The 22289-nt window shown below is 62.9% G+C and carries 20 protein-coding genes; 9 read left to right on the top strand and 11 right to left on the bottom strand.

The window, feature by feature from the left end; all coding sequences use genetic code 11:
• Positions 1–55: 55 nt before the first annotated feature.
• From EDF71_RS05800 to EDF71_RS05790, 3 genes are all read right to left on the bottom strand, one after another.
• Complete coding sequence (locus tag EDF71_RS05800) at positions 56–1057, bottom strand: IPTL-CTERM sorting domain-containing protein (protein ID WP_166656458.1); 1002 nt, start codon at positions 1055–1057, stop codon at positions 56–58.
• A 703-nt stretch (positions 1058–1760) separates the two neighbouring features.
• Positions 1761–2300: an AAA family ATPase gene (locus tag EDF71_RS05795; RefSeq protein ID WP_133855646.1), complete on the bottom strand. Its 540-nt coding sequence runs from the start codon at positions 2298–2300 to the stop codon at positions 1761–1763.
• Positions 2301–2354: 54 nt separating this feature from the next.
• The gene (locus EDF71_RS05790; protein ID WP_133855645.1) at positions 2355–3746 is read right to left on the bottom strand and encodes a PLP-dependent aminotransferase family protein; all 1392 of its coding nucleotides are present in this window, start codon (positions 3744–3746) and stop codon (positions 2355–2357) included.
• Positions 3747–3918: 172 nt separating this feature from the next.
• Between EDF71_RS05790 and EDF71_RS05785 the strand changes: the two genes are divergently transcribed.
• Positions 3919–4149, top strand: a complete 231-nt coding sequence (locus EDF71_RS05785) for a hypothetical protein (RefSeq protein WP_133855644.1) — start codon at positions 3919–3921, stop codon at positions 4147–4149.
• Positions 4150–4166: 17 nt separating this feature from the next.
• On the opposite strand, the gene EDF71_RS05780 is transcribed toward EDF71_RS05785, so the two are convergent.
• Positions 4167–5144: a LysR substrate-binding domain-containing protein gene (locus EDF71_RS05780; RefSeq protein ID WP_133855643.1), complete on the bottom strand. Its 978-nt coding sequence runs from the start codon at positions 5142–5144 to the stop codon at positions 4167–4169.
• 122 nt (positions 5145–5266) lie between these two features.
• Here EDF71_RS05780 and EDF71_RS05775 point away from each other — a divergent pair, with 122 nt between their 5' ends.
• The 5 genes from EDF71_RS05775 (at position 5267) to EDF71_RS05760 (ending at position 9845) form a co-directional block, all read left to right on the top strand.
• The gene (locus tag EDF71_RS05775; RefSeq protein WP_347876663.1) at positions 5267–6058 is read left to right on the top strand and encodes a tripartite tricarboxylate transporter substrate binding protein; all 792 of its coding nucleotides are present in this window, start codon (positions 5267–5269) and stop codon (positions 6056–6058) included.
• Positions 6055–6252: a tripartite tricarboxylate transporter substrate-binding protein gene (locus EDF71_RS25620; protein WP_347876662.1), complete on the top strand. Its 198-nt coding sequence runs from the start codon at positions 6055–6057 to the stop codon at positions 6250–6252. The genes EDF71_RS05775 and EDF71_RS25620 overlap by 4 nt, the downstream gene beginning before the upstream one ends.
• A 46-nt stretch (positions 6253–6298) precedes the next feature.
• On the top strand, positions 6299–7735 hold the full coding sequence (locus tag EDF71_RS05770; RefSeq protein WP_133855735.1) for a D-aminoacylase: 1437 nt from the start codon (positions 6299–6301) through the stop codon (positions 7733–7735).
• Positions 7732–8664 (top strand): N-carbamoyl-D-amino-acid hydrolase, encoded by a 933-nt coding sequence (locus EDF71_RS05765; RefSeq protein WP_243854189.1) that lies wholly within the window; start codon positions 7732–7734, stop codon positions 8662–8664. The genes EDF71_RS05770 and EDF71_RS05765 overlap by 4 nt, the downstream gene beginning before the upstream one ends.
• 98 nt (positions 8665–8762) lie before the next feature.
• Complete coding sequence (locus EDF71_RS05760) at positions 8763–9845, top strand: asparaginase (protein ID WP_133855641.1); 1083 nt, start codon at positions 8763–8765, stop codon at positions 9843–9845.
• A 98-nt stretch (positions 9846–9943) separates the two neighbouring features.
• Here the strand turns inward: EDF71_RS05760 and EDF71_RS05755 are convergent, their stop codons facing one another.
• From EDF71_RS05755 to EDF71_RS05745, 3 genes are read right to left on the bottom strand one after another with little or no spacing between them, the layout of a single operon-like run.
• Positions 9944–10765: an SDR family oxidoreductase gene (locus EDF71_RS05755; RefSeq protein ID WP_133855640.1), complete on the bottom strand. Its 822-nt coding sequence runs from the start codon at positions 10763–10765 to the stop codon at positions 9944–9946.
• Between the two features lie 27 nt (positions 10766–10792).
• Positions 10793–11587: a flavin reductase family protein gene (locus tag EDF71_RS05750; protein WP_133855639.1), complete on the bottom strand. Its 795-nt coding sequence runs from the start codon at positions 11585–11587 to the stop codon at positions 10793–10795.
• Between the two features lie 12 nt (positions 11588–11599).
• Positions 11600–12664 carry an LLM class flavin-dependent oxidoreductase gene (locus EDF71_RS05745; RefSeq protein WP_133855638.1) on the bottom strand — a complete coding sequence of 355 codons (1065 nt, stop codon included), beginning with the start codon at positions 12662–12664 and terminating at the stop codon, positions 11600–11602.
• A gap of 104 nt (positions 12665–12768) precedes the next feature.
• Here EDF71_RS05745 and EDF71_RS05740 point away from each other — a divergent pair, with 104 nt between their 5' ends.
• Positions 12769–13707, top strand: a complete 939-nt coding sequence (locus EDF71_RS05740) for a LysR family transcriptional regulator (RefSeq protein WP_133855637.1) — start codon at positions 12769–12771, stop codon at positions 13705–13707.
• An 84-nt stretch (positions 13708–13791) separates the two neighbouring features.
• Here the strand turns inward: EDF71_RS05740 and EDF71_RS05735 are convergent, their stop codons facing one another.
• From EDF71_RS05735 to EDF71_RS05720, 4 genes are all read right to left on the bottom strand, one after another.
• Positions 13792–16260 (bottom strand): TonB-dependent siderophore receptor, encoded by a 2469-nt coding sequence (locus tag EDF71_RS05735; RefSeq protein WP_133855636.1) that lies wholly within the window; start codon positions 16258–16260, stop codon positions 13792–13794.
• 96 nt (positions 16261–16356) lie between these two features.
• The gene (locus EDF71_RS05730; RefSeq protein WP_166656457.1) at positions 16357–17328 is read right to left on the bottom strand and encodes a FecR family protein; all 972 of its coding nucleotides are present in this window, start codon (positions 17326–17328) and stop codon (positions 16357–16359) included.
• The gene (locus EDF71_RS05725; protein ID WP_133855634.1) at positions 17325–17837 is read right to left on the bottom strand and encodes a sigma-70 family RNA polymerase sigma factor; all 513 of its coding nucleotides are present in this window, start codon (positions 17835–17837) and stop codon (positions 17325–17327) included. Before EDF71_RS05725 ends, EDF71_RS05730 begins: the two co-directional genes overlap by 4 nt.
• A gap of 87 nt (positions 17838–17924) precedes the next feature.
• Positions 17925–18806, bottom strand: a complete 882-nt coding sequence (locus tag EDF71_RS05720) for an SMP-30/gluconolactonase/LRE family protein (protein WP_133855633.1) — start codon at positions 18804–18806, stop codon at positions 17925–17927.
• A gap of 572 nt (positions 18807–19378) precedes the next feature.
• On the opposite strand from EDF71_RS05720, the gene EDF71_RS05715 reads away from it, so the two are divergent.
• Both EDF71_RS05715 and EDF71_RS05710 read left to right on the top strand, forming a co-directional pair.
• Positions 19379–20149, top strand: coding sequence for an enoyl-CoA hydratase/isomerase family protein (locus tag EDF71_RS05715; RefSeq protein WP_133855632.1), 771 nt, complete (start codon positions 19379–19381; stop codon positions 20147–20149).
• A 2-nt stretch (positions 20150–20151) separates the two neighbouring features.
• Positions 20152–22287 (top strand): acetate--CoA ligase family protein, encoded by a 2136-nt coding sequence (locus tag EDF71_RS05710; protein ID WP_133855631.1) that lies wholly within the window; start codon positions 20152–20154, stop codon positions 22285–22287.
• The last annotated feature ends 2 nt before the right edge of the window (positions 22288–22289 follow it).

The raw sequence follows: 22289 nt of genomic DNA, 5'->3' as shown, positions 1-22289 counted from the left end.
GGGAGCGGGCATAAATAAGGCCACACAGCGGTGGCCTTGGGTGTGATTTTGGCGGTTAACGCCGGCGCAGGCGGCTGGCGCCGAACAGGGCCAGCAGTGCGGCCATGGCGATCAACGCCCATTCTTTCAGGGTGGGCACGGCCTTGGCCACGCTGCCCCCGGATTGGTCATCGTCCTTGATGACGACTTGGGCGGGAGTGATGCCGATCGTGTAGTCGTTCACATCGCTGGGCGCGGCAATGGCCAGGCTGGCAGTGACTTCGCCATCACCCGCGACGGTATTGGCTGTGGCTGCGATGTTGCAGGTGGCAGAGGTTTGCCCTGCTGGGATGGTGATGGGGCTGGCGCAGGTCGAGCTGTAGCGTGGATTGCTGGCGGGCAGTGTTAAGTTCACATTCAAGCCAGATGTGCCTGCTGGTGCGTTCGAAGAAATGGTGCATACGGACACCTGGTTGGCCGAGTCAAACAATTCGTTGGGTGTGCAGGCTACGTTGACCACCGGTGAGGTGTAGGAGCAGCTCAGCTCGGCGTCAGCTTCGGTATTGAGCTGACCGATGGCGGTGTTGAACTGCGCTGGTGGCGTGATGCGGTTGGTCAACGTGGGTGTGGCAAAGCAGGCAGAGATGCTGGCAGAGTCGCTGGGCCACTCCAGCACGGCGGTGATGGCACAGCCTGCGGTAGGCAGGGTGGCGCCCGTCAGCGACAAGCTGCTGGAGCCCGCAGCTGCGCTCAATGAGCCACCGGTACAGGTGTGCGATGCGCTGACGATTTTCAAGGGCGATGGCAGCAGATCCGTCACGTTCATGCCGGGGATGGGTGCACCCAAGTCCGGGTTTTTGAGCGTGATGGTCAGGGTGGTCTGGCCGCCAGGGTTGACGGCAGCGGGTGCAAAGGCCTTGCTGACGCTGGGTGCGTCTGCAAAGTAGATATCCGTGCCGGAGAAATCGTTATTCCCCGAGCCTTTAGCGGTCACGGTAATTTCCCGCACGTAAGGCGGAAGGGTGATGTAGCCGCCATTGCTTTGTATGTTGCCCGAGCCCGGGGTATAGGGCTGCAAAATGTAGTCCGGTGCCGGATTCCAGACATAGGCCGTCGTCTGCGTATAAGGTGCCGCAGATACCGGATTGTTTGTCCGAGGGAAAGTCGCAGTGTCTCCGAGATCGCAGGCTTCGAGCGCCAGGGTTGCGGGGTTGAGGCACTTCGCACTGATATTGCGATAGGTCGAAGCGCGTTGGTCATAGAAGGCGATACGCGTCGGAACTGCTGTGCTGGAAGGCGTGAATACGGTTGTTACACCGCCGCCCGGCGACGTAACAAAAGCGGTATGTCCTGCGGGAACACTAAAGCCGCCACCACCGGGGGGACTCACTGACATGGTTCCAAGGGCAGATGTGTAGGCAGGAAGGTTGTTCGCCTGTCCTGCGAAGTCCATGATGACTTCGTTCTGTGCAGCATGGGATTGGGCAGCTATGCATACAGAAGCAACGGTGAGGCCAAAAGCAATAGAATTTTTCATCATCGATCACCCAGTTAGAGGTGCTCGCAGTTTGTTCTACCTTCGGCTTTTTTGTTGAACAAAATCAGTGCTAGGACCCTTGTATTGACTATCAATCACATTGTGTAGTTTTATTGAATAATTAATATCAATATAAAAAATCTCAATATGTATCAGCAGCAGATCTTGTGCGGGATCGGGCCGCTATCCATGGGTCGTCGTGAACCGTTCAGCTTGACTTGGGTGCCGAGGATGGCAGGGCGCACTATCGGTGGTCTGAAGCCGCAGCGACGCGCTTGACAAACGCATCCGCCTGCGCCGGCCGGGTGCATTCCGTCCACTGCAGATGCGAGAACGTATCTTGCTCGCGCAGAGCCTTGAACTTGGCTTGGTTCTTGGCATAGGTGGTCAGCGACCACAGCAGGATCGAGTCCTTGGACAGAAACGCCATGCGCAGCGATTCCCGGTTGCCATGGGACAGACGCGTACGCATGAGCCCCCGGCTGAGCGTGCGCCAGAGCACGCGAGAGAAGACGGTAGGCCGCCCGTAATTGAGCCAGACCACATGGCTGGCGCGCAACCAGAGGATGTCACGCACGGCGCTGTAATTGCCATCTGCCACCCAACGTTCGCCCTGCGTGGCATGCCGCACCGACTGCCTGAACTGTTCGGGCGGCACCGCTTGCCAGTCTGCGCCCCAGTAGTGCGCATCCAGCTCGACGCAGGGGCACTGGGTTGCGGCGGCGAGCTTTTCTGCAAAGGTGGATTTGCCCGCCCCGCTGGTGCCAATCACCAAATAGCGCATGTCATGTCCTCGTATTTTTGCCACGCGGAGCCATGCCGAGGTCTGGCTGCCGCTTCATACCACTGCCGCCGTGAAGGCATCTGGCCGCCGGGCCAGCAGATCGGACAGCCGCTGCAACCCCGCCTGCAAGCGTCCCCGGTCCTTGATGCTGCCCAGGGAGATGCGAATCGCGTTGACCGGGTTGCTGCCCGGCGCATCGCTGGCGAAAGCCTCGGCGGGGGTGACGGCAATGCCCTCTTGCTCTGCAGTACGCGCCAGTTGGGTGGAACGCCAATAACTGGGCAATTCGAGCCAGACATGCAGGCCATCGCCCGCGCCGCTGTAGCGGCCCGCCAGCAGATCGCGCGCCATGCGGTGGCGCAGGCGGGCCTCTTTGCGTACCTCCTCCATCAGCCCATAGGCCGAGCCGCCCAAGATCCACTGCGTGGCCAGTGCGGCCGACAGCGGCGAGACCATCAGCGCAAAGGCGCGCAGGGCGGTCTGGAAGCGCTCGCGCAAGGCAGGGTCACGCACCAACACAAAGGCGACGCGCAGGCCGGGTGTCAGGCATTTGGACAGGGTGGAGATATAGAGCACCTGCGCTGGTGCCAAGCTGGCCAGTGGTGGCGGTGGCGCTTCGGCCAACAGCCAATAGGGGTCATCTTCAACGATGCGGATGTTGCAGCGTTGTGCGATGGCGAGCAGCGCCCGGCGCCGGGCCAGCGGCATGGTGATGGCGGTGGGGTTCTGCAAGGTGGGGTTGAGGTAGAGCAAGGCCGGCTGGTGCTGGCGGCAGGCCTGCTCCAGGCGGTCGGGCAGCATGCCATGCTCGTCGGTTGGCACGGCGATCACCTGCCGCCCCAACTGGAGCGCTGCAGACCGCAGGCCGGGGTAGCCCATCGGCTCGGCCAGGATCACATCGCCAGGTGCGGTCAGTGCCAGGATGGATGCGGCAATCGCCGCCTGCGCCCCGGGGCAGACGACCAGCTGTTCGGCATCAACCGGCCCAAACATCGGCTTGAGCCATTGGGCGCCGGCCTGGCGGTCGACATCGCTGCCGCCGCCCAGGTGGTAGGTCATCAACAGGGCCGCGTCGGCGCCCATCAACACCTGGGCCAGGCCTTGCTTGAGCAAGTCATCAAAATCCAGGCCCGCCGGCGGTGGCGGAGTGTTCATGCCCAAATCGAGCACGGCCGTCAGCTCCACCTTGGGCGCCGCCACATAGCTTCCCCGTGCACCACGCCCTTCAAGCAGGTTGCGGCGCCGGGCCTCGTCGTAGGCGCGGGTGATGGTTGTCAGGTCGACCTCCAACAGGGCGGCCAGGTGGCGCTGGGTTGGCAGGCGATCTCCCGGGTTCAGCAGCCCATCGGCCACAGCGCGTTGCAAGGCATCGGCAATTTGCAAAAAGCGCGGCCCGCCCCGCGCGGCCAATCGCGGCAACCAGGGGAGGGTGTCGTCTTCTTGCATAGTGATGTATGGATATGGCTAGGACAATTTGTCCGCATGTATGGAAATTGCTTTTGCGTAATATGCACCAGAACGTGCAGCGGCCCATGCTTGTATGGCAATCGCTGGCGTGGTGGCCTCATGCTTTGCTGGGGCTCGGACAGTGCCAAGTCATTGGCTGGAAATTCTCAAAATGATCGATTGGATCCCCGTAGTCTTCGTCATCTTCAAGCTGAGCATGTTCAGCACCTGCATGTTCTTTGCCATCAAGTGGCATTACGACCAGGGCAAAAAGGGCGGCAACCCGCGTGCCGTGCTGCGCGCAGGCGGCAAGGTTGCGGCGATTTTTGTGCTGGCGCTGCTGCTGCTGGGGCTGCTGACTTTCACCTTGGTCAGAACCATGGGTTTGGATTTGGCGTTTTAGGACGGAACCCTCGGGGTTCAAGCGTTGCCGGCGCTTTGGGTTCTGGGCGGCTGAGCTTGGGAAACATTCAGCTGTTTCAGCACCACATGCAGTGCATCGATGAACTGCTGGCCCGCTGCCGAGCAGGGCTGCCGGGCCGAGGTGATGGTCCAGATGTCGGAATACACATCGCTCGTCAATGGCCTGACGACGATGTCCCCACGGGGGAGATGGGGGATGCATGAGGCATCGACAATCGCGGCCCCCAAGCCTGTCTGCACACAGCTGAGGGCAATGGCTGGCGAGCGCACCTGGATGCTGGCGGAGCTGGCATCAATCCCTAGCGCTGCGCTGCAAAGGCGTCCCAACGGGGTGTCTGGTGGGTAGCCGATCCATGCGGTGTCGCACAGCTCCAGCGGATCAATGAGAGGCCGGTTTGCCAGCGGGTGCTGCGGGGGCAGCACGCATAGCAGCTGCTGGCGGCCCAGCAAGCGTGATTTCAAGCCCGGGTGGTTCGATTCCACCAAAGAGACGCCGACATCGGCTTGCGCAGACAGCAGGTACTCCGGCAGTTCGTCATAGGTGGCGGTGCGAAAGTCCACGCGCAGCTGTGGGCTGTAACGCATCAGCTGCTGCAGCGCCTGCGGTATCAAGGTGTTGGCAAAGGTGGCACTGCAGGCCAGGTGCAAGGTGTCCACGCCAGCATGGCCGATGCGCTGGGCCAGGCTGTTGAACCGGTCCAGTCCTCGGTACAGATCACGTGCTTCTTCATGCAGTCGCTGGGCTTCGGGCGTGGGCTGCAGTCTCCTTCCCAGTCGCTCAAACAAGGGATAGCCCAGGCGGGCTTCGCAGTGCGCCAGCGCGCGGCTCAGCGCCGGCTGCGATACATGCAAGGCCAAGGCTGCGCCGCTGATGCTGCCCGTGGTCATGATGGCGTGGAAGACCTCCAGCTGGCGCATGTTCAGTGCGCGGGGGCGAATGGCGGCTGGGCTGGTGTCCGGTGAGTGGCTTGGCATTTGGTGTTAACCCGTGGTCGATATAACTTTGTTTGTGAATGCACCGACATTTTTCAATTTGGGTGAGTTCGGCTTGTCCCTTACGCTGCAAGCAATATTTAGACCCATGAAAGATCCAAGCCATGAACCGCCGCCTTCTGAACCGTTTTGCCCTCCTGTTGCCTCTTGCACTGCTTGCTGCCCAAGCGGTTCCGGCTGCTGCACAGGGCAACGCCAGCCAAGCCATTAACTTTGTGGTGCCGTCGGCCGCCGGTGGCTCCCCTGACGTGCTGAGCCGCATCATCACCAACCAATGGGCGCAAAACGCCCACCGTCCAGTGATTGTAGAAAACAAGCCCGGCGCGGCGGGCAATATCGGCATGGTGCAGGTGATCCGGGGTAACGAGCTCACCGTGGGCTATGGAAACATCAACACCCTGGCGGTCAATCGCGCGCTGTTTTCTACCCTGCCTTATGACGTGGACAAGGACCTGGTGCCGGTGTCGCACCTCTTCAACCTCTACAACGTGCTGATCGTTCCTGCCGCATCCAGCGTGCAATCCGTCAAGGATTTGCTGGCCGAAGCGCGCAAGAATCCCGGCAAGCTCTCCTATGGCGCTTCAGGCGTTGGCACCACCGGCCACATGAGTGGGGAGCTGCTCAACCACCTGGAAAAGCTGGACACCGTTTTTGTTCCCTACCAAGGCGGGCCAGCTGCTTTGCAGGATCTGATGGGCGGGCGCTTGGACTATATGTTCATCAACAGCTCTGAAGCCGTGCCGCTTATCAAGTCCGGCAAGGTGCGTGCATTGGCCGTGACCCAACTGGGCAAGCGTATCGATCAGCTGCCGAATGTGCCGACCATGGACGAGGCGGGTGTGAAGGGCTACGAGATCGTTTCCTGGGGGGGGGGGTGGTGGGCAACCGCAAGATGACGCCCGATCAAGCCAAGACACTGGCAGCCGATCTGGACAAGGTGCTGAAGACCCCCAACGTGCGGGAAAGCCTCCTTGGCCTGGGTGCCCAGCCCGTAGGCGGCACGCCGGAGGATTTCAAGCAATTGATCGCCCGCGAGACCAAGAAATGGACCGAGATCATCCAGTCCAGCAAGATCGAAAAGCTGAACTGATCAGCGCAGGAAAGAGAAGACAACCGTGCTGATATTCAAGAATGCAATGGTCATCGATGGTACTGGCCAAGGCGCGTTCAGTGCTGATGTGGCGGTGGAAGGCGAGCGCATTGCCCAGATAGGCGATGTGCTGCCCCAAGCCGGTGATACCGTCATTGACCTCCAGGGTCTGGCCATTGCACCGGGCTTCATCGACTCGCACACCCACGATGACGGCTACCTGCTGGTGCATCGCGACATGGTGCCCAAAGTCTCTCAAGGGATTACCACGGTGGTCACCGGCAACTGCGGCATCAGTCTGGCGCCGCTGGTGCAACAAAGCGTGCCGCAGCCGCTGGACCTGCTGGGGCCTCCCGAGCTGTTTCGCTTTGAGCGCTTTGGCGACTGGTTGCAAGCCTTGCAGGCGAAGCCAGCGGCAGTCAACGTGATTCCGCTGGTGGGCCATACGACCTTGCGCGTCAAGGTGATGGCTGACCACCAGCGTGAAGCCAGCGATGAAGAGTGTGCGCAGATGCGGGATTTGCTGACCGAAGCGTTGGACGACGGAGCCTTTGGCATCTCGACCGGTACTTTTTACCCGCCTGCACGCCATGCGTCCACACAGGAACTGCTGCAAGTCTGCCAGCCTTTGCGAGGCCGCCAGGCCGTGTATGCCACCCATCTGCGCGATGAGGCGGATGCGATTGTCCCTGCCATGCAAGAGGCGCTGGCCGTGGGGCGCGACGCAGACTGCCGGGTGGTTTTCTCGCACCACAAACTGGCGGGAGAGCGCAACCACGGTCGTTCGGCGGAGACGCTGGCGCTGATCGAGGAGGCCAGCCGCATGCAACCGGTGTGTGTGGACTGCCACCCTTACCCGGCCACGTCCACCATGCTGCGGCTCGACCGCGTGCGCCTGGCAAGCCGCACCATGATCACCTGGTCGAGCGCCTGCCCCGAGGCCAAAGGTCGGGATTTCGCCGACCTGCAAAAGGAATGGGGTTTGGACGATGAAGCGCTGCTGGCGCGGCTGTCACCGGCGGGTGCCATCTACTTCTTGATGGACCAGGGCGATGTGGACCGCATCTTCAGCTTCCCTCTGACCATGGTGGGTTCTGATGGCCTGCCCTTTGATCCCCACCCCCATCCACGCCAGTGGGGCACCTTCACGCGGGTGCTGCGGCGCATGGTGCGTGAATGTGGATTGCTGTCGCTGGAAGAGGGCATCCACCGGATGACTGGCCTGGCTGCGGAGCAGTATGGATTGGACCAACGCGGCCGCTTGACGCCGGGCTGGTTTGCCGATCTGGTGGTGTTTGATCCCCAGCGGGTATCGGACAAGGCCACGTTCGAAGAGCCTGTGCAGGCCAGCGAGGGCATCGAGCAAGTCTGGGTCAATGGGCGGCAGGTCTGGGATGGCCATCAGCCCACCGGAGCGCGTCCAGGGCAAGTGCTGCGCCGACCAGCGCCCCAGCAATATGCAGACAAGGAATGCGAAAAATGACAACACGAAAACTAGGTTTGGCCGTGGCCCAGATGGGGCCGGTTCATCTATCGGACAGCCGGGGCGCTGTGGTCCGCCGCTTGGTAGCCATGCTGCGCGAAGCCAAGGCAAGAGGCGCTGAGATGGTGGTATTTCCTGAACTGGCACTGACGACCTTCTTCCCACGCTACTGGATGGAGGAAGCTGAAGCACAAGCGAGATTCTTCGAAGCGCAGATGCCCAATGCCGATGTTCAGCCCCTGTTCGATGCAGCGCGGGAGTTGGGCGTGGGCTTTTATCTGGGCTATGCCGAGCTAGCGGAAGATGGGCGACCCTATAACACAGCAGTGCTGGTCAACCAGAGGGGCGACATTGCCGGCAAGTACCGCAAGATCCATTTGCCTGGCCATGTGGAGCACAAGCCGGAGGCGCCATTCCAGCATCTGGAGAAAAAGTACTTCGATGTTGGCGACCTGGGGTTCAGGGTGTTCGAGTCCGATGCAGTCAAGTACGGCATGTGCCTGTGCAATGACCGCCGCTGGCCGGAGACCTACCGCGTGATGGCTTTGCAAAGTGCAGAGGTGGTCATGCTGGGCTACAACACGCCGTCGCTCAATATCCATTGGAATGAGCCGGTGCATTTGCGCACAACTACCCATTTGGTTTCATTGCAGGCCAATGCCTACCAGAATGGAATTTGGGTGGCGGCCGCCGCCAAATGCGGCTCGGAAGATGGACACCACATGATTGGCAGCTCTGTGATCGTTGCTCCCACCGGTGAGATCGTGGCGCGTACGCTGACCGAAGAGGACGAGGTCATCTGCGTCAGCGCCGACCTCACGCTGGGTGAGCATTTCCGCCAGCATGTCTTCAACTTCGCCAAGCACCGCAGGCCTGAGCACTACCGCTTGATTGTGGACCGGGTGGGCGCGGGCGATCCGCTGCCCTAGCCTCATATCGCCGTTATTGCCGGCGCATGGCCTGACGGCCTGCGCCAGGCACGGCTGCGCCCATGCCTTTTCTTCAACGCTCGCACACAACTCTCACTATGAACCTCAAGACATTCACAACAAGCGTATTGAGTGCCGCAGCATTCGCCCTGGCTGCTGCCCCTGCACTTGCCCAGCAGGCTGCCAAAGCCAATGTCGCGATCCTCGCGACCGGCGGTACGATCGCCAGCCGAGGTGCCGATACCTTGGCATTGACAGACTACGGTCCCGGTGCAGGCATGAAGCAGGTGGGTATCCAATCACTGGTGTCTGCGGTTCCAGAAATTGAGAAGTTTGCCAATGTCTCTGGCGAGCAGATTTTCAACGTGGGAAGCTCCAAGATCAGCATGGCCAACTGGCTCACACTGGCCAAGCGCACCCACGAGCTATTGGCGTCGGATGGTGTGGACGGCGTGGTCATCACCCATGGCACGGACACGCTGGAAGAGACCGCCTACTTTTTGAACCTGGTGTTGAAGACTAACAAGCCCGTGGTCTTGGTGGGATCGATGCGGCCCAGTACCGGCATCAGTGCTGACGGCCCTCTGAACCTGGTCAATGCAGTCGCTTTGGCAGCTAGCCCAGCGGCACAGAGCAAAGGGGTTCTGGTCAGCATGAACGACAGAATCAGCAGCGCGTTTGGCGTGATGAAGACCAACACCACCAATACAGGCACATTCAAGAGTCCCGATGGTGGCGAACTGGGCTATATGCAAAATTCGCAGCCATTCTTTATCTCCAGCCCGGCCAAGAGGCATACGTCCAACAGCGAGTTTGATATCCGGCAGATCGACAGTCTGCCTCGGGTGGATATCAACTACACGACCCTGGGATCGGACGGGGTGCTGGTGGATGCAGCCGTGGCTGCTGGCGCGCGGGGCATTGTCAATGCAGGCACGGGCCACGCCAACATGCCGGTTGCCATCATGGAGAGCTTGGTGGCGGCGCAAAAGAAAGGCGTCGCTGTCGTTGTAGGCTCTCGCGTGCCCACCGGTATCGTGACTCCCACTGGGGAGTTCAGCAAGGCGGGCTTTGTTTCGTCGATGATGCATTCGCCCCAGAAGGCGCGAATTCTACTGATGCTAGCCCTCACCAAAACCCAAGACCCGAAAGAGCTGCAACGCATCTTTGACGCGTATTGAATGGCATTGGCTGCCTGGCACCAGGCCTGTTCAGGGGCCACTCTTACTTGGTGACCAACCAGACTTCGCAGTGGCGGCCGCCGCGCTCGGCCAGCCAGTCAAGACGGCGTCTGGCTGCCACCCAACTCCCCCTGCCCATAAGCCTGAGGAATATGCGTCATCAGCGAATGGCTGAAACCGCCATCGACCACCAGATCCGCGCCATGGACATAGCTGGCCCGGGGGCTGGCGAGGAAGACCACCGCCTCGGCGAGTTCTTCGATTTGGCCAATGCGGCGCAGCGGCACGACCTGTTCGCGGCGGGCGCGGTCGTCGGGGTTGCGGTAGAAGCGCTCGCTCAGCGGGGTCACAAACAGGCCGGGGCTGACGGTGTTGCAGCGGATGCCTTCCGGGCCCCATTCCAGGCACATCTGGGCGGTGAGCATGCGAATGGCGGCCTTGCTCATGCTGTAGCCGCCGCTCAGCGGTTGGGCGTTCTGAGCGGAGATCGAGGCGATGTTGACAATGGCGCGCGGCAGGCTGGCGTCGGAATGGCGGTAGAAGGCCTGGCCCATGCGCAGGTAGCCGCCCAGGTTGATCTGCAGCTGGCGCTCCCAAACGGCAGGGTCCAGCTCGGCCAGTGGCGCGGCGCTGGTGATGGCGGCGTTGTTGACCAGCACGCTGGGGCCCGCGCCCCAGTGCTGTTGCAAAGTTTGAAAGGCGGACTCTACCGCAGTGGGCGATGAGACATCGGCGCGGATGGGCAGCAGGCGCTGGGCATCGGGATGGGTGGCTGCGAGCTGTGCCAGCGCATCGCTGTCGTGGTCCAGCACCGCCACGCGGCAGCCGCTGGCCAGCAGCGCTTGCACGATGCCGGCGCCCAGGCCTTTGGCGCCGCCGGTGACGACGCAGATGCGTTGGTCCAATTGCAACCAGTCCATGTTTCGAAGCCCCTTTCTGGTCTGCAATCAGGCTGCCAAGGGCACCAGCTTGTGCGTGCTGGCGTTGAAGTTGACCACCGGGCTCGCGCTGTTGCAGGAGGACTTGCGGATCTTGCCGACCACCAGCTTGTGCGTGCCCAGGGTGTGGGTGCAGACGATGTCGCATTCCATGCTGGCCAGCGCATCGCTCAGCACGGGCAACTGGTGTTCGCTGCTGTGCCAGCGGCCTTCCTTGAAGCGGGCCTCGCCCTGCGGCTGGCTCAGAAAGCTGGCGATGATCTGGCTGTGTTCCTCACCCAGCACATTGGCCACAAACTTGCCGGTTTGCAGCAAGGTATCGCCCATTGACGAGGCGCTGTGCGCAAAGAAGCCGACCATCGGCGGCTCGGCCGAGATGGAGGTGAGGCTGGAGACGATCATGCCGGCGACATCCTTGCCCTGGCCAGTGGTCACGGCGCTGATGCCGGCCGGCAGGGCACGCATCGCGGCCTTGAAGTCGGCAACCGAAACGACCTGGTCTTCCGCGGCCAAGGTGATGTGCGCGCGCACCTGTCCTTGGTCGTTGACCCAGCCGTGCTGCTGCGCATAGGCCAGCATGGCGGCAAAGCCTGCGTCCCATTCGCTGTCTGCGGCCTGGCAGGCCAGAAAGCGTAGCACCTGGGGGAAGAGCCAGACATGGCTGTCGCCGTCACGCGTGCCGATGCGGGTTAGGGCCTGCGCGAGCTGGGGCTCGGGCTGGGGTTCGATCAGCACATCGAGTGCCCGAAAATTGTGGGCATCCATCAGGCTGATGGAGCCGCAGTTGCTGAGGTGAACGCGCATGGCCCTGTCTCCTTAAGCCAGCGCTACGGCCTGGCCCACTTCTTTTTTCACGGCGGGAATGATCTTGTCGCCCCAGAGCTCGATCTGCTTGAGCATGGTCTTCTGGTCGAAGTCGCCCAGCTGGGTTTGCAGCGCAATGTGCTTGGGCTTGAGGATGCTGATCTCTTCGAGCAGCTTGTCGATCACTTCGTTGACCGAGCCGACGGGCAGGTTCTTGCGCAGCTGCTCGAAGGTCGGGTCGGTTTCGGTCGGCACTTCCTTGACCATGTAGCCGTCTTCGGACTGGGCGCGGCGGAACTTGAGGCTCTCCGAGATGCGGCGCTGAAAGCGTGCGCAATCCAGGTAGGCGTTGATTTCCGATGCATTGTCCGAGGCATAGCCGCAGCGCAGAAAGCCGAACTTCACATCGTTGTCCAGGTCCTTGCCCTCGGCCGTGGCAATGCTCTCCAGCTTGGTGCGCAGGCCGGCAATGGCCTCGTTGCCGTTGAGCAGGGCGGTGACAAACAGGTTGTGGCCTTCGCGCACGCCCCGGCCCAGGGTGACCGGGTTGCCCGAGGTGACCCAGAGCGGTGGCATCGGGTCTTGCACGCAGCGCACGGCGATGGAGCTGGGTGGCATATTCAGGAACTCGCCCTGGTATTCGAATATTTTCTGGGTCAGGGCCTTGGGAATAATGTCGAGAAACTCATTGAAGATCGCGCCGGAATTGGCGATCTCGACGCCAAAGCGTTCAAATTCAAATTGCTGGTAGCCCGAGCCCACGCCCAGTTCGAGTCGCCCATTGGACACGGTGTCGACAAAGCCGACCTCGGCCAGGAAGCGAGCGGGGTGGTAGAGTGGCAAAATACACACCGCCGTGCCCAGGCGAATGGTTTTGGTTTTAGCTGCTGCATGGGCCACGGTCATTAATGGCGATGGCGACAGCGAATAATTATTGAAATGGTGTTCGGCATACCAGGCGGTATTGAAACCCGCTTGTTCTGCCACCACGGTTTGTTCGATGGAGTTGTTGATAACGTCCTGAGAGCGCTGGTGGTAGCCGCGCTGCTGCGCCAGAATGAATACGCCAAATTCCATGATGTCTCCTTGATGATGGGCAATATGGAATCATTCTAGGGGTGGGGTCAGGAGATCTGTATGCGTGAAATTCGAGATTCAGTACTGCGCAATCTGGAGGAATCATGGACCGTCTGAGAGCGATGGAGCTGTTCCTGTCGGTGTCGCAGACCCGCAGTTTTTCAGAGACGGCGCGGCTGTTTGGCATCTCGGCCACCGCCGTGTCGAGAATGATCACCGAGTTTGAAGATGGGCTGCAGGTCAAGCTTTTGCTGCGCTCCACGCGCCAGGTGTCGCTGACCGAATCGGGCCAGGAGTACGCGGCCCAGTTGGAAGGCATTCTCTGGACCATCAACCAGGCGCACACCAGCATCACCGCCATCAGCTCCGCGCCGCAAGGGCGCCTGCGTGTGCATGCCCGCACCATGTTCGGCCAGCGCGTGCTCCCCGGCCTGATAGCCCGCTTCCGCCAGGCCCACCCGGAGATCCTGGTGGAGCTGCTGCTGTCCGAGACCAAGGTCGACCTGGTCAAGAACAATATCGATATTGATTTCAGAATATCGCCGCCGGTCGAGGCGGGGGTCAAGCGGCGCATGCTGTTCCACAGCCAGCGCTATTTGGTGGCATCACCGGCTTATGTCGATAAAATGCCAGCCATCCACAAGCCCGCTGATTTATTGCAGGCCCAATGCCTGGCCTATTATTTGCCCGGTAAAGACCATATCTGGCATTTCAAGAATGATGCAGGGGTGGAAGATATTAGATTCTCGCCGCGTCATTTGACCAATAATGGCATTGCCTTATTGGAGTTGGCCAAATTGGGCGAAGGTATTGCATTGCTTGATGATTACACCGTCTATCCGGATTTGGCGGCGGGCAATCTGGTGCGGCTCTTGCCCGATTATGTGGTGAGCAATACCACCTTTGAAGAGGGCATGTTTGCCACGATTGTGGATTCGGCGATTATCCCGGCCAAGGTCAAGCTGTTTCTGGATTTTGTCGCCAGCCAGGTGGCGGGGGAGGCGCAGCGCTTTGCGCTGCCGGCCGCCAACGCGCCGCACTGACGGGGGCAGCGGCCGGCCAACAGTGCATCTGGCGGCCTCTGCGCAGAGAGGCCGCCCGATGCACTTCGCGCTGGCCAGCGCTGATCAGAAGCGGCCGCGCAGGGTCACCAGGAAGTTGCGCGGCGTACCGTAGTTGTTGCGGTTCTCGATGTAGCTGGCGTACTCGTAGTAGACCTTGTCAAAGACGTTGTTCACATTGAGCGCCAAGGTCCACTGGCGGTTCAGGTCGTAGGCGATGCGCGTGTTCCAGACTCCATAGGATGGGCGGCGCACGCCTGAGACGCTGTTGCTCATCGCGCTTTGCGCACTGACGCCAGCGCCCAGGCTCAGCCCGCTCCAGTCACCCTTAAACCGGTAGTCGCTCCACAGACGCAGCAGGTGGCGCGGCGTGTCTTCGTTGAAGGTCAGGCCCTCGTTGACCGGATCGGACAGGTACTTGTTGCGGTTGAAGGTGTAGCCGGCAGCCACTTGCCAACCGGGGGCGACAGCGCCCTGCAGTTCGGCCTCAAAGCCCTGGCTGCGCACCTTGCCGGCGGCGCGGTAGCAGTAGTTGCCGTTGCAGAGCCGACCGGCGGCGGTGTCTTCCACGGCACGGTTGGTTTCATCAACGCGGTAAACGGCTAGCGAGGCATTGAGCCTGCCATCGAGCAACTCGCCCTTGATACCCGCCTCGTAGTTGGCGCCGATCACGGGCTTGAGCGTGCTGCCATCCTGGGCGGTGGTGGTCTGGGGCATGAAGACATCGGCATAGCTGGCGTAGGCCGACCATTGCGGCGTCAGCTTGTAGATCAGGCCGAGGAAGGGCGTGAATTCGCCGGACTTCTTCTGCTCGCTCTTGCTGTCCCAGGTGGCGGCCTGGGTGCTGAAGACACTCTCAAACCAGCTGACACGGCCGCCGCTGACCAAGGTCCAGGCGGGTGCGATTTCCGTGCGCAGCTGGGCGTAGATGCCTTTTTGCAGATGCGGCTCATAGCGCGACAGGCGCTGCGAATCGGGGAAGTCCTGGGGCTTGGGCACGTGGGGATTGGGGTTGAACACATCGATCGCGCCCAGGTTGTAGGCATAGGCGATGCGGTCATTGCTGCGCAGCCGCGACAGGCTGGCGCCTACGGTCAGTTGCTGGGGCATGCCCAGCAGCGCGAAGCGGCCATTGAGGTGCATGTCGATGCCGGCGTTCTTGGACAGCTTGTCGTAGTTCCAGGCCGCGCCTTCCGGGCCCGTCAAGCTGACGGGGTCGACGGCGCCGGTGGAATCTCGCACGGTGGTGAGGCTGGTCTCGCGGGAATAGGCCGCCGCGACCTTGAACTGCCAGTCCGCATTGAGGCGGTGCGACAGGTCGGCAAAGAGCTGGGTTTCGTCGCGGTCCCAGCGGTTCCAGTCCGCGCCCAGGAAGGTGGAGCGGCTCAGGTTCAGCGAGCGGCCATCGCTGTAACGTGGCAAGCCGCCAAAGAAGGGCGTGGAGCGCAGGCGCGAGACCCCCAGGCCCAGGCCCAGCGTGGTGTCGGCCGACAGGTCGTAGTCGAGCGCCAGGTAGGCGTTGAGGTTCTTCTCATCGGTGTGGTCGATGAAGCCGCCCTTGTCGTCGTAATCGAGCACGGCGCGGGCACGCAGGCTGCCCTCGTCGTTGAGCGGACCGCTGGCATCCAGCATGCCGCCATAGTGGCTCCAGGAGCCGGCGCGGGCCTCGACCAGGAGCTGCTTGTCGGCGGTGGGGCGCTTGCGCACCAGGTTGATGGAGCCTGACGGCTGGCCCGCCCCTTCGAACAAGCCCTGGGCACCCCGGAACACCTCCACCCGGTCCAGGTAGGCGGCATTGCCGGTGAAGCTGTTGCCCACCCCGTAATTGCCGCGTGACAAGGGCACGCCGTCGTACTGCACATTGGCAATCTTGAAGCCGCGCGAATAGTAGTTGCGGCCACCATCGGCAACCTCGCTGATCATGATGCCGGTGGTGTTTTCCAGAACATCGCTGACCGAGCTGAGGTTCTGGTCATCCATGCGCTGGCGCGTCACCACACTGACCGATTGGGGAATGTCCTTGAGGGCTTGCGCTGTCTTGCCGATGGTGGCGGCACGCGCGCTGTAGGCGCCCGAGCCTTCGGTGGTGGCTGGCGCCTGGGCCGCAGCGCTGACCACCACTGTGCTCAAAGTGGTGCTATTGTCGGCGGTGGCTGCCGGGTTGGCGGGTGCGGGGGCGGCGGTAGGTGCGGCGCGCAAGGTGTAGCCGCCACCCGCGTTGGGCACCGCTGCCAGTCCGCTGCCTGCCAGCGCCCGGGCTAGCCCTTCTTCAGCGCTGAACCGGCCTTGCACGCCGGGGCTGTGGATGCCCTGGGTCAACTTGGCATCGACCGACAACAGCACCCCGGCGGTGGCCGCCGTCTGGCTGAGCACGGTGCCCAAGGGGCCTGGTGGGATGGAGAAGCTGTGCAGCGTCTGCGCATACACGCCAGATGCTCCCAGCAAGCTGGCCACGGCGATGGCAATGGGGCGCCCCCGCAGGGCGCGAACGAGATGGCGTTGGGCAAGGCTGGCCGGGTCGGTAAGTCGGTTCATGAATGGCTGGATGGAAGAAAACCGGATTGGTTACTTCCCATGCCAATCCAATCACCACAAAGGGAACCTCGGGGCGCTATTTTCTAGAAAAGATTTCTATAGGCCCTCGACCGACACCCACCAGGGGAAGGGCTGGCGCACGCGGATGTTGAGGCTAGAGGCCAGCGCCTGCAAGACCTGGTCGGTATCGGCCAAGGGGTAGGCGCCAACGATGCGCAGGTCGGCCACCTCGGCTGCGCAACTGAGCAAGCCGCGCCGGTAGCGCGACAGCTCAGCCAGAAAGTCGTCCAGGCGCATGTTGTCGGCCACCAGCATGCCGCGGGTCCAGCCATCGGCCTGTGCGGCAACGCTGCCCAGGGCCTCTACTCGGTGTGGCCAGACGAGGGCCTGCTGACCGGCCGCCACCACCAAGCTGCTGCCGGCACGCGGCTGCGCAGCCACCCGGCCTTCGAACACGGCCAGGTGTACGGCGCCGCTGTCCGCATACCGCACCCCAAACCGGGTGCCCAGGGCTTGCAGCCGGCCAGGGGCCACATCGACGACCATCGGCCGCGCGGGCTGAACCGGGTCGCGGCCGGTGCTCAGCAGCAGCTCGCCGGCATACAGCGCGATGCGGCGCAGACCTGGCTGGTAGTCCACATTGGCCGCGCTGCCGGTATTGAGCCAGAGACGGCCACCGTCGGCCAGCTGCAGCTCCCGGCGTTCACCGACCGAGGTCCGGTAGTCGGCCAACCAGCCGCGCCGCTCGGACTGCTGCTGCAGCAGCCAGGCCGCCAGGCCACCGAGGGGAACCAGGGCCAGGGCACGTAGCGCGCTGCGGCGGCTGCGCCCCAGGCGGGCGCCATGCTCCAGCGCCTGGCGCGCTGGCAGGCTGGACAAGCGGGAGAGGCCGCCGGCCAGGTCTTCCACCCTTTGCCATGCAGCTTGGGCGCCCGTGCCACTGGCCAGCCACTGCTGCCAGTCCTGGATATCAGCCGCACTGGGTTTGCCGGACTGCAGCACCGAAAACCATTCGGCCGCCTGGCGCAGCTCTTCCCGGCTGGGTTGGCCGGCAGCGAGCGGGCTCATGCCTGCTCCAGCAACAGGCATTCGAACATGGCCTGGGCCATATAGCGTTTGACCATGCGCTCCGACACTTTCAGCTGCGTGGCGATGGCGGCATAGGTCAGACCGTCGAGCTGTGACAGCAAAAAGGCCGCGCGGGCCTTGGGATTGATGCGGCGCAGCATGGCATCGACCAGCTGCAAGGTTTGCAGTGCCATGGCCCGCTCTTCGGGCGTGGGCGCCAGCGCCGGTGGCAGCTGGGCCAGGGTCTCGATCCAGGCGCGTTCCAGGTCCTGGCGGCGCCAGTGGTTGACCAGCAGCCCATGTGCGACGGTGCGCAAAAATGCACGTGGCTCACGGATTGGCTCCGAACCCGGCGAAGCCAGCAGCCGGACAAAGGTGTCATGTGCCAGGTCGGCCGCATGGGTGGACGTCCCCAGCTTGCGCTGCAGCCATGCCTTCAGCCAGCCATGCTCCTGGCGGTAGATGGTCTCGATGGTGTAGGCCGTTGCGCCAGGGGAGAGGGGAGGCATGCCAGTGACAGGGTAGAAGAATGCGAATGCCTCTCATTCTACCTATCGTGGGGGCCTACTCACCGCTGAGTGCGAGGGCGCAGCCTTCTAATCCTGGATGAGGATGCGCGCCTGGGGCTTGGCCAGCCCCCGGTAACCCAGGCCGGTGATGCGCAGAATGGCGCCGTCCAGCGGGCCGCTGGCGCGCAGGCGGCCGCTGTCCGAGATGCTGGTGACATACAAGTCCGCCAGATCTGGCCCGCCAAAGCAGAGCGCGCTGGGGTGGGCCACAGGCAGGCTGATCAACTGGCTCAGCGCTCCTTGGGCATCGTAGCGGGCGAGCTGGCCGGTACGCACCATAGCCGTCCAGAGCCCGCCATCACTGTCCCAGCAGCAGCCATCGGGGGCGGATTGCTGGGGCTGGGTGCTGATGAACAGCTGCTGGTCTTGCGCCTGCCCACTGCTGATATCAAAGGAATAAATGCTTTGCGCGGCGCTGTCGGCAATGAAGAGGCGGCCGTTGTGGGGGTGGATCAGCGGGCCATTGGCGGTTTTGAGGGCCGGGCCTATGCGCGCCAACTGGCCATCCCGCTCCAATACATAGATGCCGCCCTTGGGTGCTTCGCCTTCTTCCAAGTGCAAATGCATGCTGCCGACCAGAAAGCGGCCATCGGGCAGCGCGCAGCCATCGTTCAGGCGCAGATGGGGCAGGTGCTCGTCCAGCTCGGCGAGGGTGTGCAGCTGGCGGCTGGCAGGGTCGTACAGGCCCAGCGCCTCCTTCATCGCGATGACGATCCTGCCATCGGCATTCAGCGCGAATGAGCCGGTGGGCGCTGGCAGCAGGTGCTGCTCGGTCTGGCCGCTGGCCGGGTCGATGCGCAGCAGATGGCCACGCCGGCAGTCCATGGCCCAGAGCTGGCCGGTGGCGGCATCCCAGTTGGGGCATTCACCCAGGGCCAGGCGTTGCGGGATCAGGGGCTGGATATGCATGGAGGGCTTCAGGTTGGGGCTCTTAGAACGTGTCTACGATCTCTACGCAGCCGCGTTGGAGTGCAATCGGGATGAGTTCGAAGGGCTGGTCCGCAGCTTGCACCGGGGTGCAAGCAAGGGCCAGCGCGCAGAAATCGCCCGATTTCACTTCAACCCGTAGGGACAGTGGCTTTGCGAGCGGTCTGCATCGTTGCAGCACTTGCCAATAGCGGGCTATTGGCTGCGCGCTACGCCTCGCATCCCATCTCGCAAAGACACTGTCGCGGCGCGAGGAGATCGTAAACACGTTCTTAGGTTGGAGCCGCGCTGCACGTAGGTTGCTGTCCATCATAGGGTTGCCCCAGGGCGCCACTACCCCGGGGAACGCAGAACAGATTCAACCAATCGGGGGGAAATCATTTGCAGGGTTCCTTCCTAGAATCAAACACAGATTCGAAACAGGCGCTCGCCATGAGCGGCCAAGATCCAAGGAGACAACATGCAAGTGATAGCGCCTATTGCGCAGGCTGCGCCCTGCGCCGCCTTCCAGCCAACGGTTACCGCCGCTGTGACCAATGTCCGGGGAGGCCGCCATGTCTGAGCCATCCGTTTTGCTGGAAGTCGCCGATGGCGTGGCCCTGGTGACCTTGAACCGCCCACCCGTTAATGCCCTTAACCGTGCGATGCGGCGCGAGCTGGTGGCGATTTTTGATGCCATCTCCGAACGCGAGGATGTGCGCTGCGCGGTGCTGACCGGCTCCGGCTCGGTGTTCTGCGCTGGCGCTGATCTGAAGGACCGCCCCAATGCTGAGGTGGCCGGCGATTTTCTGGAGCACAACCGCATCACCCGCGAGACCGGCAATGCGATCAAGGAATGCGCCAAGCCGGTGATTGCAGCGGTGAACGGCACGGCCCTCGGCGCCGGCATGGGCCTGGCTGCGGCCTGCGACATTCTCTATGCCTCGTCGAACGCCACCTTTGGCATGCCCGAGATCAATGTGGGCCTGGCCGGCGGGGCATCGATGCTCAAGACCTTGCTGGGTCGCTCGACCATGCGCCGCATGTTCTTTACCGGCCAGCGCCTGACCGCCCAGGAGATGCTGCAGCGCAATGTGGTCGAAGAAGTGCTGGCGCCCGAAGCGCTGCTGCCCAAGGCCATGGAGATGGCACGCGAGATTGCGTCCAAGGCACCGCTGGCGGTGATTTACGCCAAGCGCGCCGCCAACATGGTGGACCTGATGCCCCAGCGTGATGCCTACCGCTTTGAGCAAGAGTTCACGATGGCGCTGGCCAAGACCGAAGACGCCAAGGAAGCGCGCATGGCCTTCCTGGAAAAGCGCGCCCCTGTTTTCAAAGGACGCTGAGCATGCTGCAGACAACCCGCCTGCAGCCCGGTGCAGGTCTTGATCCGTTTTTCAATGCGCGCGCGATTGCCATCATTGGTGCCTCCGACGACCCCACCAAGATCGGTGGGCGGCCCGTGCATCTGCTCAAAAAGCATGGCTTTGCCGGCGCGGTGTTCCCCATCAACCCCAAGGGCGGCAGCATCCAGTCGCTTCCCGCCTATACCAGCGTGCTTGATGTGCCGCAGGTGCCTGAGCTGGCCATCATCGCGGTGCCGGCGGCCATGGCGCCCGCAGCGCTGAGCGACTGCGCCGACAAAGGGGTGCAGGCAGCGATTGTGCTGTCGTCCGGATTCATAGAAGCAGGGGAGGAGGGCGCTGCGCTGCAGCGGCAGCTGAGCCAGATTGCGCGGGAGCGCCGAATCCGCGTGCTGGGCCCCAACTGCCTGGGCGCGGTGGGTATCGAGGAGCGGGTGATTGGCTCCTTCTCGGTGGCACTGGAAGAAAAGCTGCCAGCCGCCGGCCATGTGGGCATCGTCTCGCAGTCGGGCAACCTGGGCAGCTTCACGCTGCAGTCGGTGGTGCGCCGAGGCATGGGCATCAGCCGCTTCATGGCGACCGGCAATGAGGCCGATGTGGACATTGCCGACGGCATTGCCGCGCTGGCCCGCGACAGCCAGACCCGCATCATCCTGTGCTGCATGGAAACCTGCCGCGATGGCAGCAAGCTGCTGCAGGCATTGGAAGCAGCCCGCGCCGCCGGCAAGGTGGTGGTGGTGCTCAAGATCGGTTCGACCGAGCAAGGCCAGGCGGCGGCTGCCTCGCACACCGGCGCCTTGACCGGGTCGAATGCCGTGATCGAAGCGGCGCTGACCCGCGCCGGTGCGCTGACGGTGCAGTCCATCGAAGACATGGTGGAGCTGACGGCGGCGCTGTCGGTGGTGCCGCAGGCACTGCTGCCGCGCAACCGGGGCGTGACCCTGGTGGCGGCATCGGGCGGCTTTGGCGTGATGATGGCCGATGCCATGGTGCAGGCGGGCCTGGACCTGCCCGAGCTGTCCGACGCGACGCGTGCCCGTATCCAGGAAGCCGTGCCCGTGGCCGGCACCCGCAACCCGGTGGATGCGACGGCGCAGATGTCCAGCCGGCCGGATATCTTGTACAAGCTGCTGACGGCCCTGCTGGAAGACGCATCGCGCAGCACCCTGGTGCTGCTGCTGTCTCTGTCCTTGCACAACCCGCGTTTGAGCGGTGTGTACCAGGAGGCACTGGCCCAGATCCGGCGCGACTACCCCGATCGCCTGATTGTGCTGATCGGCCAGGGCCCTGCCGATGTGACCGAGCGCATTGCCAACGCGGGCATTGCGATCTTCCCGACCATTGATGCGGCAGCCCGTGGACTGGCCGGTATGGTGCGCCTGGGCCAGACGCTGGGCCAGCCCCCAACTGTGCCTGCTGCCGCGCAGAACTGGGAGGCGCTGGATGCCCAGGTCTTCCGCAACGAGTTCCATGCCAAGGCCTTTTTGGCGCGGGCCGGTGTGCCGGTGACGCAGGAGCAGGTGGTGCAGTCCGCCGATGCGGCGGTGGCTGCGGCCGAGCTGATCGGCTTCCCGGTGGTGTTCAAGATCGTCTCGCCCGACATTGCCCACAAGACCGAAGTCGGCGGCGTCGAGCTCAACATCCGCAGCGCCGCGCAGGCCCGCACGGCCCATGCGCAGCTGCTGGCGCGGGTGGCAGAGCGCGCGCCGCAGGCGCAGATCGATGGGGTGCTGGTGGCGCCGATGGTGGGTGGCGGTGTCGAGATGATCACCGGCATATCGCATGACGCAGCCTTTGGCCCGGTGGTGATGGTGGGCATGGGTGGCATCTATGCCGAGGTGCTGAAAGACGTGGCGGTGCAGGTGGCACCGGTGACGCAGGCCGAGGCGCTGCAGATGATCGCCTCGCTCAAGCTCTACCCGCTGCTGCAAGGGGTGCGCGGCCAGCCCGCTGCCGATGTGCAGGCCATGGCCGCCACGGTGGCGCGCCTGTCGGAGCTGGCACTGGCCTATGCCGGCGAGATCGCGGAGATCGACCTGAACCCGGTGCTGGTCCAGCCCGCCGGCGAGGGCGTGATTGCGGTCGATGCACTGATGGTGGCGGCCCAGCCGCAGGCCTGATG

The organism is Comamonas sp. JUb58, assembly GCF_004364775.1.
Lineage (GTDB): Bacteria > Pseudomonadota > Gammaproteobacteria > Burkholderiales > Burkholderiaceae_C > Comamonas.
Note: the sequence above shows the minus strand (reverse complement) of the source record. Positions and strands in the feature narration are given on the sequence as shown.